14 protein-coding genes are annotated in these 12,712 nt (G+C 61.1%); 12 read left to right on the top strand and 2 right to left on the bottom strand.

Features of this window, described 5'->3' with window-relative positions:
* Window positions 1–96 precede the first annotated feature (96 nt).
* The 11 genes from IEQ42_RS27745 (at window position 97) to IEQ42_RS11665 (ending at window position 10,862) form a co-directional block, all read left to right on the top strand.
* Window positions 97–708, top strand: coding sequence for a transposase (locus tag IEQ42_RS27745; RefSeq protein ID WP_210703639.1), 612 nt, complete (start codon window positions 97–99; stop codon window positions 706–708).
* Window positions 709–760: 52 nt separating this feature from the next.
* On the top strand, window positions 761–2,359 hold the full coding sequence (locus IEQ42_RS11710; protein ID WP_210703638.1) for a ShlB/FhaC/HecB family hemolysin secretion/activation protein: 1,599 nt from the start codon (window positions 761–763) through the stop codon (window positions 2,357–2,359).
* Window positions 2,360–2,371: 12 nt separating this feature from the next.
* Window positions 2,372–4,171: a DUF2341 domain-containing protein gene (locus tag IEQ42_RS11705; protein WP_210703637.1), complete on the top strand. Its 1,800-nt coding sequence runs from the start codon at window positions 2,372–2,374 to the stop codon at window positions 4,169–4,171.
* Between the two features lie 11 nt (window positions 4,172–4,182).
* Window positions 4,183–4,608, top strand: a complete 426-nt coding sequence (locus IEQ42_RS11700) for an ExbD/TolR family protein (protein WP_007915482.1) — start codon at window positions 4,183–4,185, stop codon at window positions 4,606–4,608.
* Between the two features lie 3 nt (window positions 4,609–4,611).
* The gene (locus tag IEQ42_RS11695; protein ID WP_210703636.1) at window positions 4,612–5,316 is read left to right on the top strand and encodes an energy transducer TonB family protein; all 705 of its coding nucleotides are present in this window, start codon (window positions 4,612–4,614) and stop codon (window positions 5,314–5,316) included.
* A gap of 39 nt (window positions 5,317–5,355) precedes the next feature.
* Complete coding sequence (locus IEQ42_RS11690; RefSeq protein ID WP_210703635.1) at window positions 5,356–7,053, top strand: putative porin; 1,698 nt, start codon at window positions 5,356–5,358, stop codon at window positions 7,051–7,053.
* Between the two features lie 17 nt (window positions 7,054–7,070).
* Window positions 7,071–7,700 carry a DNA repair protein gene (locus tag IEQ42_RS11685; protein WP_210703634.1) on the top strand — a complete coding sequence of 210 codons (630 nt, stop codon included), beginning with the start codon at window positions 7,071–7,073 and terminating at the stop codon, window positions 7,698–7,700.
* Between the two features lie 30 nt (window positions 7,701–7,730).
* On the top strand, window positions 7,731–8,204 hold the full coding sequence (locus IEQ42_RS11680) for a YbjN domain-containing protein (protein WP_210703633.1): 474 nt from the start codon (window positions 7,731–7,733) through the stop codon (window positions 8,202–8,204).
* Window positions 8,201–9,148 carry a peptidylprolyl isomerase gene (locus IEQ42_RS11675; RefSeq protein WP_210703632.1) on the top strand — a complete coding sequence of 316 codons (948 nt, stop codon included), beginning with the start codon at window positions 8,201–8,203 and terminating at the stop codon, window positions 9,146–9,148. Before IEQ42_RS11680 ends, IEQ42_RS11675 begins: the two co-directional genes overlap by 4 nt.
* Window positions 9,149–9,274: 126 nt before the next feature.
* Window positions 9,275–10,255 carry a LysR family transcriptional regulator gene (locus IEQ42_RS11670; RefSeq protein WP_210703631.1) on the top strand — a complete coding sequence of 327 codons (981 nt, stop codon included), beginning with the start codon at window positions 9,275–9,277 and terminating at the stop codon, window positions 10,253–10,255.
* Window positions 10,256–10,343: 88 nt separating this feature from the next.
* Window positions 10,344–10,862 (top strand): GNAT family N-acetyltransferase, encoded by a 519-nt coding sequence (locus tag IEQ42_RS11665; protein ID WP_047300894.1) that lies wholly within the window; start codon window positions 10,344–10,346, stop codon window positions 10,860–10,862.
* 1 nt (window position 10,863) lies between these two features.
* On the opposite strand, the gene IEQ42_RS11660 is transcribed toward IEQ42_RS11665, so the two are convergent.
* A complete protein-coding gene (locus IEQ42_RS11660; RefSeq protein WP_210703630.1) occupies window positions 10,864–11,556 on the bottom strand; it encodes an aspartate/glutamate racemase family protein in 693 nt (230 codons plus the stop codon).
* A 202-nt stretch (window positions 11,557–11,758) separates the two neighbouring features.
* On the opposite strand from IEQ42_RS11660, the gene IEQ42_RS11655 reads away from it, so the two are divergent.
* Window positions 11,759–12,250 carry a hypothetical protein gene (locus IEQ42_RS11655; RefSeq protein ID WP_210703629.1) on the top strand — a complete coding sequence of 164 codons (492 nt, stop codon included), beginning with the start codon at window positions 11,759–11,761 and terminating at the stop codon, window positions 12,248–12,250.
* Window positions 12,251–12,484: 234 nt separating this feature from the next.
* Here IEQ42_RS11655 and IEQ42_RS11650 read toward each other — a convergent pair whose 3' ends face one another.
* Window positions 12,485–12,706 (bottom strand): hypothetical protein, encoded by a 222-nt coding sequence (locus IEQ42_RS11650; RefSeq protein WP_042558980.1) that lies wholly within the window; start codon window positions 12,704–12,706, stop codon window positions 12,485–12,487.
* Between the last annotated feature and the right edge of the window lie 6 nt (window positions 12,707–12,712).

The raw sequence follows: 12,712 nt of genomic DNA, 5'->3' as shown, positions 1-12,712 counted from the left end.
TAGCCCATCGCCTGTCCGGTCATGCCTATGTAACGCGCTTGAGGGCCCCAACGGGGCGCTTTTCACAAGCCGAGGCGGGACGCCGGGAGTGAGGCAGTGGGAACTATGGAACGCTACTCGAAAGTGGGCATGCAGGAACTCGATCAACGCCTGTCGAAGATCGTCGAAGCCGCGCGCAAGAAGCCGGTTTCGGTGTATCGCTATGGCGCGCCGTGGGTCTGGATCGTCTCGCAGGATGACTGGCAGGGCGCCTTGAAAGAGGTGTCCAGCTACATTCCGCCGGGCCATTCACTGGTTTTGCTGCGCCCACAGATCGAGGACTTGCTCGATATCCACCGCGACGTTCTGCACGACCTCAATGCCGAACCCGGCATGCTCATTCCCGCGCAAACGGTCATGCACATCCTGCTCCTGCAACTGCTGTATTCGGTGCCCAGCGAACAGCAACTTTATGAACAGCTCAGTTACAACCTGCTGTTCCGCTGGTTCGTAGGCCTGGGCCTGAGCCAGAAAGTCTGGAGTTTCAACGTCCTCAGTCGCGACATCGCCACGCTGCTCAACAACCCGCGTGCGGTGCAACTCATCCAGAAAATCATCGGCGAAGTGTTCTGCGGCGCCTTGCTGCAAATGCCCGAGTTCTCCTTGAACTTCGCGCTGTTGCACACCTGGCTCGGCAAGCATGCCGGCGCCTCGATAGCCAATAACTGATGCAACAGGGCGTTTGAACGCCGACACGTCAACGCGAATTTCAGGGGGTAGTGTGGAACAGATTTTCACGTCACGGCTGGTGCTGTGGGGCTGGCTGCTGGTGACGGCGGGCGTGCAGCCGGCGTTGGCCGAAGAGGCTGGCGAAAGTGCAGCGGCGCAGCGTCTGGTCGACGTCAACGAATACTTTGTGCGCGGCAATACCGTGCTCGATGCACGGGCGATTGAAGAGGCGGTGTACCCGTTTCTCGGCCCGCAAAAAGCTCTGGCCGACATCGAAGGCGCGCGTGATGCGTTGCAGAAGGCCTATCAGGAACGCGGTTATCAATCGGTGTTCGTCGAGTTGCCGGAGCAAGCGGTAGCGGACGGCATCGTCTATCTGCAAGTCAGCGAAACCAAGGTCGGACGAGTCCGTGTGGTCGGCGCCAAACATTATTCGCCGCTGGATATCCGCGACGACGTGCCGGCGCTGAAGGAAGGCGAGGTGCCGGACTTCGCCAAGGTCCAGGGCGAACTGGCGCAACTGAACAAGACCCCGGGCCGCCAGGTCATGCCGCTGGTTCGCGAAGGTCAGCGCCCCGGCACCATGGACGTTGATTTGCAGGTCGAAGACCAGAACCCCTGGACCGCCAGCGTGGGTCTGAACAACGACTACAGCGCCGACACGGAAAAACTGCGCACCGTCACCAGCCTCGGTTACAACAACCTTTGGCAGCTTGGTCACAGCGTCAACCTGACGTTCTTCACTGCACCGCAAGAGACCGACAACGCCAAGGTCTGGTCAGGTTCATACACCGCGCCACTCACGGATCGCTGGAGTGTGCAGTTCTCCGGTTACCAGTCCGACAGCAACGTCGCCACCATCGGCGGCAGCAACGTGTTGGGCAAGGGTCATTCCTATGGTGTGTCGGCCATTTACACGCTGCCGTCCAGCGGCAACTGGTCGAATTCGCTGTCGGCCGGCATCGATTTCAAAGACTTCGACGAGCGCCTGACCCTGTCCGGCGAAAGTGACAAGGTGCCACTGCAGTACGCGCCATTCACCTTTGCCTACAACGGGTATCGCTACAGCGAAAAAAGCCAGCTTGGTCTCGGCCTGAGTCTGGTCGCGGCCACGCGCAGCGTCTTCGGCTACGGCAGCGATGACGAAGACTTCGACTACAAACGCTACCGCGCCAAGCCGAGTTTCGCTGTGCTCAAGGGCGACACCAGTTACACCTGGACCTTCGACAGCGATTGGCAGAGCGGGAGCAAAGCCGCGTTTCAAATCGCCTCTGGGCCACTGATTTCCAACGAGCAGTTCTCCGCCGGCGGTGCGACGTCGGTGCGTGGCTATCTGGCCGCCGAACGCACTGCCGATGACGGCTACCTGCTGAGCCAGGAACTGCGCACGCCATCGCTGGCCAGGTTCGCCGGCACGTGGATGCAGGACTGGCGTTTCTACGCCTTCGCCGAAGGCGCGCAACTCTACCTGCGCGACGAACTGCCGGATCAGGACGCCAATTACGCCCTGGCCAGCGTTGGCCTGGGCACCCGCGCCAGCCTGAGCAAATGGCTGTCCGGCAGCCTCGACTGGGGCTACCCGCTACTCGAAGGGCCGAACACCTCGAAACAGGAATCGCGCCTGCACTTCAACCTTCAAGCCACTTTCTAAAGGAGCACGTTCATGCAGCGCCTCATTCTTTCGTTGTTGATCTGCCTGGGCTTCGTGCTCCCGGCCACGGCTCAGGCCTGGTGGCAGGACGACTGGCATTACCGCAAACAGATCGCCGTCGACACCACGCCGCAAGGTGCGGCAATCAATCAGCCGATTGGCCGCACCGCGCTGCTGGTGCGTCTGCACACCGGCAACTTCACCTTCGACGGGGTGAAAGAGGATGGATCGGACCTGCGCTTCGTCAGCGCCGATGACAAGACCGTGCTCAACCATCAGATCGAAAGCTTCGATGCGCTGATGGGCATGGCGCTGATCTGGGTCGATGTGCCGAATGTCGAGGGCGGACAGCGCCAGGATATCTGGATGTATTACGGCAACCAGAAAGCTCCGGCGACCGGCAACGGCCAATTGACGTTTGACCCCAATTACACGGCGCTTTATCACTTCGACGGCGCCACCGGCACCCCGGCCAAAGACACCACCGCTTACGGCAACACCGCTCAGAGCGCCACCGGCACGGCGATTGACGGCGTAGTGGGGCGAGCGTTGCAGTTCAGCGGCCAACCATTGTTGCTGCCGGCCAGCCCTTCGTTGCAACACAACGCAGGCAGCGCATTCACCGTCAGTGCCTGGCTGCGACTGGACCAGGCCACTGGCGAGCAATTGATTCTGGCCCGCCGTGAAGGCGCCAACAGCCTGCTGATTGGCGCCAACCAAGGCGTGCCGTTTGTGGAAATCGACGGCCAGCGCGCCGTCGCCACTCAGCCGCTGAATCCGGGCCAATGGCAACACGTTGCACTCACCGCTGAAGGCGCCAAAGTCACGCTGTTCATCAACGGTCGCGAAGGGGCGACATTGGCGTTGGCGATGCCGGCGTTCAATTCGGTCATGGCCGTGGGGGCGGATCTGCAAGAAGGGCCTTTCCAGCCGTTCGTGGGTGCCATCGATGAGCTGCGCCTGTCGAAAGTCGCGCGTCCGGCGCCGCTGTTGCTGGCCGACGCAACGTCGCAAGGTGCCGAGTCGAAACTGGTGGCTTACGGCGTCGATGAAGAGCAGTCCGGTTACGGTTTCGGCAGCCTCGGCTTCCTGCTCAACGCGGTACCGGTGGACGCCTGGGTAATCATCGCCGTGCTGGTGCTGATGATGTTCCAGTCGTGGATCATCATGCTGCGCAAGAACCGCACCCTGGGACGTGTCAGCAAAGCCAACGAGGATTTCCGCGAGCAGTTCGCCAAGGTCGGCACGCGTCTTGAAATGTTCGCCGACGACACCCAACTCGCCCAGCGCTTGCAGCATTCGTCGCTGTGGCGCCTGTATCTGGTGGCGGTGAAAGAGATTCGCACCCGCCGCGAGCAGGGCGCCGATACCTCTTCGGTTTCTGCCGCGACCATCGAAGCCATCCGCTGCTCAATGGACGGCGTACGCACCCGCGAGAATCAAGCCCTCAGCTCAAAACTCTCGACCCTGTCCAACGCCATTGCCGGCGGCCCGTACATCGGCCTGCTCGGCACCGTGCTGGGGATCATGGTGGTGTTTCTCGGCACCGCGATGGCCGGTGACGTCAACATCAACGCCATCGCCCCGGGCATGGCCGCAGCCTTGCTCGCCACCGCCATGGGCCTGTTCGTCGCGATCCCGGCGCTGTTTGGCTACAACCGCCTGATCACCCGCAACAAGGAAGTCAGCGCCGACATGCGCGTGTTCGTCGACGAGTTCATCACTCGTCTGGCGGAGATGCATGGCGAGAGCCAGTTCAGTGAGTCGGCGCATCAGCGCGGCCATCACGCCAACACTTCCGTACTGGCCTGAGGAGCACTGACATGGCGTCCGTAAATGCCTCCCACGACGATGATGAAGATGCAGCGGTGGACAGCATCAACATCACTCCGCTGGTCGACGTGCTGATGGTGGTGCTGGTGATGTTCATCCTCACTGCCACCGCGCAAGTCTCCGGCATCCAGATCAACTTGCCCAAGGCCAGCGCTTCGGTGTCGCTGTCGGAGGCCAAGACCAAGGCGATTTCGGTCAACGATGGCGGCCAGGTGTTCCTCGATGCCTACCCGGTGACACTGGCCGAGCTGGAGGAACGCCTGCGCATCGAGAAGGCGCAGAGCCCGGATTTTCCGGTGATCGTGCGCGGCGACGCGACGGTGCAGTACCAAAAGGTCATCGAGGTGCTGGATCTGTTGCGCCGGCTCGAACTGTCCCAGGTCGGTCTCGTGACCGGCAAACCGAGTCAGGGCTGAGACATGACCGCACAACTGCCCATCGAGCCGCTGCCCGTGAAAAAGTCGCCGCTGCGTTTTGTGAAGTGGGGCGCCGGGCTGCTGCTCGGCGCGCTCGCCGCGTATCTGCTGTGGCAGTGGGCCAACGACATGAGCGGCATCCGCCGCGAAGCGCCGAAGGTGCCGACGATCATTCCGTTGCCGCCACCATTGCCACCGCCGCCGGAGAAACCACCCGAACCAGAAACCCCGGTGGAAGAAAAAGTCGTCGAGCCCGAGCCGACGCCTGAGCCCGAAGAGGTCAAGCCTGAAGAAGAGGCGCCGCCATCGCCGGCGGACGATCTGGCCAACCCGATGCAAATGGACGGCGATGCGCAGTCTGGCAACGACGCTTTCAACATCGGCGCCGGCAAGGGGGGCGGCATGGCGGGTGCCGGGGGCGGACGCTTGGGGACGGGCACGTACAGCCAGTTTCTGGCGTTCACGTTTCAGAAGCTGCTGCGCGAGAACCCAGACCTGCGCAACCTCGCGTTCACCTTGCAGGCCGATGTCTGGCTGAGCAGCGTCGGTGAAATCACCCGGGTCGAGCTGATCAAGTCCAGCGGCAACCCTGAAATAGACACCCAGGTTTTAGCGGCGCTGCGCAATGCGCCGCACTTAAGCGAACGGCCACCGGCCTCCATGACTTTGCCCGTGCGCCTGTCCCTGCAAGGGCGGCGTCCGGGTTAACCGAATTCTTACAGTTTTGCCAAAAGGAGTTGTGTGCAGATGATTTCCAACGTGAATCGATTGTCCCTGGCGGTCGGCATGGTCATCGCGACCCTGGTCGGTCAGGCCGTGGCAGCGCCTGCGCCCTCGGAGAACGCCACGATCAATCTGATCCGCTTGCTGGTCGAGCAGGGCATTCTGAAACAGGACAAGGCCGACGCGCTGATCGCTCAGGCGCAAAATGAAGCCGCACAAGCCAGGCAGGCTGCGGCCTCCACGGCGGTCGCAGCCGGGCCGGTTGCAGCGCCGGGCGACGTGCGTGTGCAGTACGTGTCTGCGGCGGTGCGTGACCAGATTCGTGATCAGGTCAAAGCTGAAGTCATGGCCACCGCCAAGCAGGAAAACTGGGCTGCGCCCAACACTTTTCCGGAATGGGCCTCGCGCATCAGCTTCGACGGCGACATTCGTCTGCGTGACGAATCGCGTTACTACTCGGGCAACAACAGCAACGAAATCGTCGACTTCGCCAAGCTCAACAATAACGGCCCGTACGACGTGAACCCCAACAGCAGCACCAGTCTGCCGCCGTTGCTCAACACCCGCGAAGATCGCGAAAACCAGTTCCGCATCCGCGCACGCCTTGGCATGAAAGCGCTGATCTCGCCGGAATGGACCGCGGGTATCCGCATCGGCACCGGCTCCGACAACAATCCGGTATCGACCACGCAAAACCTCGGCGGCGGCTTCGCGAAAAAGGATATCTGGCTCGATCAGGGTTACCTGAACTGGAAGCCGACAGAAGAACTGACCCTGACCGGTGGCCGCTTCGCCAACCCGTTCATGTCCACCGACATGCTTTATTCAAACGACCTCAACTTCGATGGCGTGGCAGCGATTTTCGACCACAAGCTCAACCACGATTGGGGCGTGTTCGGAACCGTCGGTGCGTTCCCGGTGGATTACACCAACGACACCACCAGCAGTAACGGTTTCGACAAGGAAGAGAGCGATAACAAGTGGCTGTACGGCGCACAGCTTGGCGCCAAGTGGGCGATCAACAGCAACAACCGCTTGAAGGGCGCATTGGCTTACTACCGTTTCGACGATATCGAAGGTCAGCGGTCCGGCCCGTGCGAACCGTGGGCCGGCGCGCCCGGTTGCGACAGCGACGGCAGCCGCGCGGCGTTCATGCAGAAGGGCAACAGCGTATTCCTGCTGCGTGACATCACACCGAACCCGCTCAACCCGACCACCACCGCGCAACCGCAATTCGTCGGTCTCGCGTCCGAGTTCAACCTGCTCGACTTGAACGTGGTGTGGGACGCCGATCTGCCGGCAGACTTCAAGTTGCGCAGCCAGGGCAACTACATCCACAACCTCAGTTACGACGAAGGCGACATGCGCAAGCGTTCGGCCGGACAGATCGTCAACAACCTCGACAGCAACGGCGAGATCGAAAGCGGCGCCAATGCCTGGATGGTGCAATTCACCCTCGGCAATGAACTGGACCTGAAAAAGCAGGGCGACTGGAACCTGTTCGCCGGCTACAAGTACATCCAGCCCGATGCCTTGCCGGACGGCTTCAACGATTCGTCATTCCACCTAGGTGGCACCAATGCCAAGGGGTATTTCCTTGGCGGCAACTACGGTCTGGCGAAGAACGTCTCGGCGACCGGTCGCTGGATGAGCACCGAGGCGGTGTATGGCGCGCCGTTCGACATCGACGTCTTGCAGCTTGAGATCAACACGCGCTTCTAAGGCGCCGGGAGAGGGTTATGCGTACGCGATTTTTGTGGCTGGGGCTTGGGATGTTGATCGCCACAGGTGCCAGTGCCGAAGGCATGGAAGAACGCTTGCGCACGCAATTGCGCAGCACCACCCAGCAGCTCCAGGCCCTGCAAAGTCAGCAGGCCCAGGCCAGCGCCGCACAATTGGCGGCGCAGAACGAGGTGAAGGCCGCGCAGGCGCAAATCAAGCAATTGACCGCTGAACTGGCCAAGACCAGAAGCCTTGCCGACCAATTGGTCGGGCAGCAGCAGAACCTGCACAGCCAGGCGCAGGCGCAAGTGGCGGCCAGCAACGAGCAGACCGGCAAGTTCAAAAAGGCCTATGACGAGTTGCTGGTCATGGCCCGTGCCAAAGAAGCAGAACGGTCTAAGCTTCAAGCGCAATTGACTGAACGTGACACACAAGTGCAGCAATGTTCAGCCAAGAATCAGCAGATGTACGGCGTCGCCAAACAGATCCTCACGGCCTACGAAAACATCGATGTCGCCGAGGTGATGAAGATCCGCCAGCCCTTTGCGGGCAGCGCACGGGTCAAGTTCGAAGAACTGGCCCAAGGGTTTGGCGATGACCTCTACAAGACTCAATTCGACGCGCCGCAAGCCGCGCTCTCGCACTGATTAAAAAGCCTGATAAACAAGGAAGAAACAATGACTCAATTGATCAGCCACGTTTCCCCGCAATCGTTGACCGATGTCCTGCAAGCCGCCGGTTATCGCGTCAATCAGACGGAACAGAACGGCATCGTCCAGTTGCTCAGCGCCAGCCAGGGCATTGGTTACGCCGTGCGTTTCGGCAACCCTGCGGTGGAGCAGGGCAGTTACGTCGATTTCACGTTCAGTTGTGCGCTGCGCGTGCAGGGTGAGTTGCCGCAAGGTGTGGCCGAGCAGTGGAACGCCACCCGGCGCTTTGCACGGTTGTCGTTGCAGGGCGAGTTTCTGGTGATGGAAATGGACGTGGTACTGGCCGCCGGCGTGAGCAACGACCACCTGCGTGGCAACCTCGAATTGTGGGATCGCCTGCTGCAGGAGTTCATCGTCTATCTGCGTGATTTCGCCCAGAGCGGTGCAACGGCTCAGACCGCCAAAGTGGCTGTCGCAGAGCAAGAGGAAGTTGCGCTGTGAAAAAACCAGCCATGGTGATCGGCGCGGGAGCTGTAGCGCTGTTGGTGGTGGCCGTGGCGCTGGTGGTGCGATCGGGCAGTGACCCGGTCGCCGCCCAGCAATCGTCGTCGGTGGCGGCGGTTGCTACGGGGCCGGCGGTGGCTCGGTTGGGCAGTCAGCAGGTCACACCGGCGGAACTGCAGGCGTTGCTGGCAACCGTTCCACCCGCGACCCGTGAGCAACTGCGCGGCAATCGCGAAGCGCTGGAGCGTTTGATCCGCGCACGACTGGCCGAGAAAGCGGTGCTGGAACAGGCCGACGCGCAGGGTTGGGCGCAGCGTCCGGACGTCGCGCAACAGACCCGAGCGGCGACCGAGCAAATCGTCTTCCGCGATTATCTGCGTTCGGTCAGCGAGGTGCCGGCGGACTACCCGAGTACGGCCGAACTGCAGAAGGCATATGACGAAGGCAAGGCGAATTGGCAGACCCCGGCGTTGTATCGGGTCAGCCAGATTTTCCTCGGGGTAAATGATCCGCAGAACCTTGATGCGGTGCGCAAACAGGCTGCGGAACTGAGCAAAAAGGCGCAGGCGACGCCGGGGGATTTTGCGGCGCTGGCGACCCAGTATTCTCAGGATCGCGTGACGGCCGAACTTGGCGGCGACACTGGTTTGCAACCATTGCAGCAACTGGTGCCGGAGGTGCGTGGCGCGGTGGCGCGGCTCAAGGTCGGCGCAGTGTCTGACCCTGTGCAAAGTGCGGCCGGTTTCCATGTGATCAAGCTCACCGAGCAGCAACCGGCGCGCACCGCGACGCTGGATGAACTGCGCGATCAGCTGACTCAGGCGTTGCGTGCCCAGCGCCAGGAGCAGATTGCCCAGGCTTATCTGGACGGGATGCTCAACACCGCGACGCTGAGTATCGATGGTGCCGAACTCAACAAAGTCCTTGAGGAAAAACAGTAATCCAGGTTCAACACTGAACCCCTGTGGGAGCTGGCAACCCAGTTCCTACAGGGGTCTCTATTGGGTTCAGAATATTTTCAAAGTGCTGGAAGCCATCAAACAACAAAGATCGACAGGGAGTCATCGATGTCATTCACCGAACCCGCAGGACGACAGGGCAGCGCCGAATTTCGCTGGGCACAGGACGGCAGCGAACCCTGGCTGGCAAACGCCGCGAGCATCGACACCGACGTCGCGCAATACTTTCTGGTCAGCGCCCGCTGCGGTTGCTTCATGCAGGCCGCGCGTAGCCTCAACGTGCGCTCGACCTTGCTGCGCAAACAATTGGCGCAGCTTGAGCAGGAACTCCAGCGCACCTTGTTCAGTTTTCAGGGCAGTGTGCTGAGCCTGACCCGAGAAGGCCAGCAGTTGCAGGCAAAACTGACCGCCCTGGCCCACGAACGCAAACTGCCGGTGGTCGAGCAGCCGTTGATTCGCCTCGCCGTCGCCGAGTCGATCCTGCACGATATTCTCGGTCGCGACCTGATCGCGCTGTTGCGTCGCAACGCCAGTGTGCGCCTTGAGATCATCTCCCTCGACAGTGAACTGTCCTTGCGCGCGGTCAGCGCCGACGTCGTCCTGTGGCTTGCTCCCGGAGACTCACCCAGCCCCGGTCCGTCCTTCGCCACCCATCAACCGCAACGGCTGGCGAGCCTGGACTATCTGCCGCACATCGCCAAACGCTATTCGCGTGTCACTGCACGCCCGGACAGCCCCGACGACCTCGCTGATTTCATGTTGGTGCAATGGCAGCACGACCGCCAGATCGACAGCTTTCGCCCGTGGAACGAGCTGGTGGAACAGCGTCTGGCCGGGGTGGTGCAGATGCAGTCCTACGAACTGATGCTGGAGATGATCCGTTGCAGCGCGTGCATCGGATTGCTGCCCATGTACATGAGTCGCTACGACCGCGGGCTGGTGGCGCTGCCGGGCCTGTTTGAGCAGCCGATGCAACTGAATGCCTGGCTGGCCGTGAATGCCGACTCGCAGAACGTCAGCGAAGTGCAAACCCTCATCGAACTCATCCACCACACCTTCAATGAGCGCCAGGAATGGTTCCAGCCCTGAACCAAACCCCGTATCTCCTACACATTGTGCTTATTCCATATCGCGGTTTAGAGTGGCCAGCCACACATCGATCCAGGAAGGATCTGCCATGCCTGACCACGACCCCGCCATTCACCTCGAGCGCTTCAACGAATCCCACGTCGAGGGTGTCACCGCGCTGTACAACGATGCCGCCGTCGCCCGGCAGGTGTTGCAGATGCCGTTTCAGTCCGCCGAGGTGTGGCGCCAGCGGGTACTAGCCGATAACGAGCGGGCGGTGAAACTGGTGGCGCTCCATCAGGGTGTCGTGATCGGTCACTTGGGCCTGGAGCATTTTTCGCGGATTCGCCGCAGCCACGCCGGCAGCTTCGGTATGGGTGTCGCGACCGCGTGGCAGGGCAAGGGCGTTGGTTCGACGTTGTTGGCGGCAGCGCTGGATGTGGCCGACAACTGGATGAATCTGCACCGCGTCGAGCTGTCGGTGTACGCCGATAACGAGGCGGCTATCGGTCTCTACCGCAAGTTCGGTTTCGAGACCGAAGGCCTGTTCCGTGATTACGCGGTACGCGACGGGCAATGGGTCGACACCCTGAGCATGGCCCGCCTGCGCAATCGTCCGAAAACCTGACTCAGTCGCCCAGCGCGAACGCCACCGCCGACTGCGCATGCAGCTCGGTGGTGTCGAGCAGGGGCAGGGCGCTGTGTTCGGGTTTGATCAGCATGCCGATTTCCGTGCAACCCAGAATGATGGCCTGGGCGCCGCGAGCGGTCAGGGATTCGATCACCTGCTGGTAGATCTTGCGCGACGCCTCACTGATCACGCCGACGCAGAGTTCGTCGTAGATGATCCGGTGTACTTCTTTGCGCTCAGCGTCGTCCGGCACCACGACCGTCAAGCCTTGGGCGATCAAGCGCTGCTTGAGAAAATCCTGCTCCATGGTGAACGCTGTGCCCAACAGCCCGACCGTATGCGCCTCGATCTTCAACGCCGCTTGCGCCGCTGGTTCGGCAATGTGCAAAAACGGAATGCTGATTGCCGCCTGAATCTGTTCGGCCACCTTGTGCATGGTGTTGGTACACAGCACCACGCATTCGGCGCCGCCCGCTTCGAGCCTGCGCGCGGCGTCCACCAGGATCGCTGCCGCGTCGTCCCAACGCCCGGCATGCTGGGCCTGTTCGACCGGGCCGAAGTCGACGCTGTACATCAGCATCTGAGCCGATCGCAGCGGGCCGAGCTGATCGCGGACTTGCTGATTGATGAGGCGATAGTATTCGGCGCTGGACTCCCAGCTCATGCCGCCGATCAGACCGATGGTGCGCATTCGATTTCCCCGGGCAGGTGCCCAGACGAAAGGCCGGGCCGGAGCCGAGTGTCCATTTGTTCACCGGCGTGCGCCAGCGTAAATCAACTGTACCGATCATCCAGTTGCAAAGTGTTTCGGTGGTCGCTTTCGAGGTTAAACGTACGCCGGTGCTTCGATCTGTCACTATCGGGTATCGCAGGCTCCTCAGAGGAATGTACCCATGAACGACGTACAACAACTGGGCGAAATGCTTCGTCACTATGCCGAGAGTGAGTCGCACAAGAAGCAACAGTTCGAAACGCAGTCGCAGGTTTGGGCGACACGGATTACCGAATTGTTCGGGCAGATTCAGCAATGGCTTGAACCGGTGCAGGCACCGGGTTTGCTGGAGGTCAGCCGTGAGGCGTATGTCGCGTTCGGCCCGAGCACACCGGTCGAGACTTCAACCTTCAAGACCGAGAAACTGACCATTGTGATTGCCGGCAAACCGGTGGAGTTCGTGCCCGACGTGATGGGCAGCTCGGGACAGATTTCGTTGGCGGTGATGGGGTTGACAGCGGCGCGCTACGGCAGTATTTCGCTGGTAGGCCTGCCGGACGGGGAGTGGCAGTGGCGCAAGACCAACGGCCTGAAAGACCCGGATACCTTTGTGTTTGATGCAGACTTCCTGGCGTTGCAGTTGCAGAGCCTGATTCCTCGAGACCGCGGCTAAGATCAAGAGCTTACCCCCTCCCCAACCCTCTCCCCCAAGGGGGCGAGGGGGAAAGGGAGCAGATCTTTGTTGTTGTCAGAGTCTGCGTTCGGCGGGGACTTGAGCAGATTTTGCTGTTTTTGATATGGCATTCACTCTCGATATTTCAGGTCGACGTAGCTCGTATAAACCACTCGGTCAGTCCCCTCTCCCTGTGGGAGAGGGTTAGGGTGAGGGCATTCCAACTGACACCCCTCACATATCCAGGTTGACCCAACCCGGCTTCGCCACCTCCGGCGCCACCGCTTTCACGGCCTTGCCCGTCGCCAGTTCAACCCTTCGCGCCACCTCCGGGTCATCGGCAAACGGCACCATGCTCGCCTCATCCAGACTGTCTGCGGTCTCACGGCGCAAGCAGTACTCCACCGCCAGCCACAGAAACACCACGCCCAACCCATTCAAGAAAAATTCGAACATGACCCG

It is taken from the genome of Pseudomonas iridis (assembly GCF_017980685.1).
Lineage (GTDB): Bacteria > Pseudomonadota > Gammaproteobacteria > Pseudomonadales > Pseudomonadaceae > Aquipseudomonas > Aquipseudomonas iridis.
Note: the sequence above shows the minus strand (reverse complement) of the source record. Positions and strands in the feature narration are given on the sequence as shown.

Excerpts from the sequence above, each read along its gene's own strand:
- IEQ42_RS11705 (WP_210703637.1), top strand. The coding sequence starts at position 2,372 with ATGCAGCGCCTCATTCTTTCGTTGTTGATCTGCCTGGGCTTCGTGCTC.
- IEQ42_RS11700 (WP_007915482.1), top strand. The coding sequence starts at position 4,183 with ATGGCGTCCGTAAATGCCTCCCACGACGATGATGAAGATGCAGCGGTG.
- IEQ42_RS11695 (WP_210703636.1), top strand. The coding sequence starts at position 4,612 with ATGACCGCACAACTGCCCATCGAGCCGCTGCCCGTGAAAAAGTCGCCG.
- IEQ42_RS11690 (WP_210703635.1), top strand. The coding sequence starts at position 5,356 with ATGATTTCCAACGTGAATCGATTGTCCCTGGCGGTCGGCATGGTCATC.
- IEQ42_RS11685 (WP_210703634.1), top strand. The coding sequence starts at position 7,071 with ATGCGTACGCGATTTTTGTGGCTGGGGCTTGGGATGTTGATCGCCACA.
- IEQ42_RS11680 (WP_210703633.1), top strand. The coding sequence starts at position 7,731 with ATGACTCAATTGATCAGCCACGTTTCCCCGCAATCGTTGACCGATGTC.
- IEQ42_RS11670 (WP_210703631.1), top strand. The coding sequence starts at position 9,275 with ATGTCATTCACCGAACCCGCAGGACGACAGGGCAGCGCCGAATTTCGC.
- IEQ42_RS11665 (WP_047300894.1), top strand. The coding sequence starts at position 10,344 with ATGCCTGACCACGACCCCGCCATTCACCTCGAGCGCTTCAACGAATCC.
- IEQ42_RS11660 (WP_210703630.1), bottom strand. The coding sequence starts at position 11,556 with ATGCGCACCATCGGTCTGATCGGCGGCATGAGCTGGGAGTCCAGCGCC.
- IEQ42_RS11655 (WP_210703629.1), top strand. The coding sequence starts at position 11,759 with ATGAACGACGTACAACAACTGGGCGAAATGCTTCGTCACTATGCCGAG.
- IEQ42_RS11650 (WP_042558980.1), bottom strand. The coding sequence starts at position 12,706 with ATGTTCGAATTTTTCTTGAATGGGTTGGGCGTGGTGTTTCTGTGGCTG.